Origin of the sequence: Oscillibacter sp. 1-3 (assembly GCF_000403435.2) — a bacterium.
Lineage (GTDB): Bacteria > Bacillota > Clostridia > Oscillospirales > Oscillospiraceae > Oscillibacter.
Window position 1 is genome coordinate 169,203 of sequence record NZ_KE159711.1, and the last position, 552, is coordinate 169,754.

At 57.4% G+C, this 552-nt stretch carries 1 protein-coding gene; it reads left to right on the plus strand.

Translation table 11 applies throughout. The features are described from left to right. A partial coding sequence (locus C816_RS19075; protein WP_016324051.1) for an iron chaperone occupies positions 1-390 on the plus strand: 390 nt, incomplete at its 5' end. Positions 391-552 lie beyond the last annotated feature (162 nt).

Here is a 552-nt window from a genome sequence, read left to right on the forward strand (position 1 = left end):
CCCAAGTGCGGGCGATCATTCAAAAATGTGGACCAGAGCCACTACTGCGGGAAACCTCCGGCGACGATTGAGGAGTATATCGCCGCCCAGCCGGAGGAGGCGCAGGACTATCTGCAGCAGATCAACGCCGCCATCAAGGCCAGCATCCCGGAGGCCAAGGAGAAAATCTCCTGGAGTATGCCCACCTACTGGAAGGGCCGCAACCTGATCCAGTTCGCAGCCTCCAAGCGGCACATCGGCCTGTACCCCGGCCCGGAGGCTGTGGAGGCGTTCGCTGGGCGGCTGACGGAGTACAAGACCAGCAAGGGTGCCATCCAGCTCCCCTACAGCAAGCCGCTCCCGCTGGAGCTGATTGGGGAGATTGCGAGGTGGTGCGAGGATAACATCTGAGTACAGACGAATCATTGTGCAGCCTGAAAGAACGCCTGCCCGCCTTCCATTGAGAGCGGGCAGGTTTTTCTGTGCTCTTAATTTTGCAAAAAAATTTTGTGGGATTTTGCCGTCTCCGGTGTATAGTAGGACATACGAACAAAAAGGAGGGAGTCATCGTGG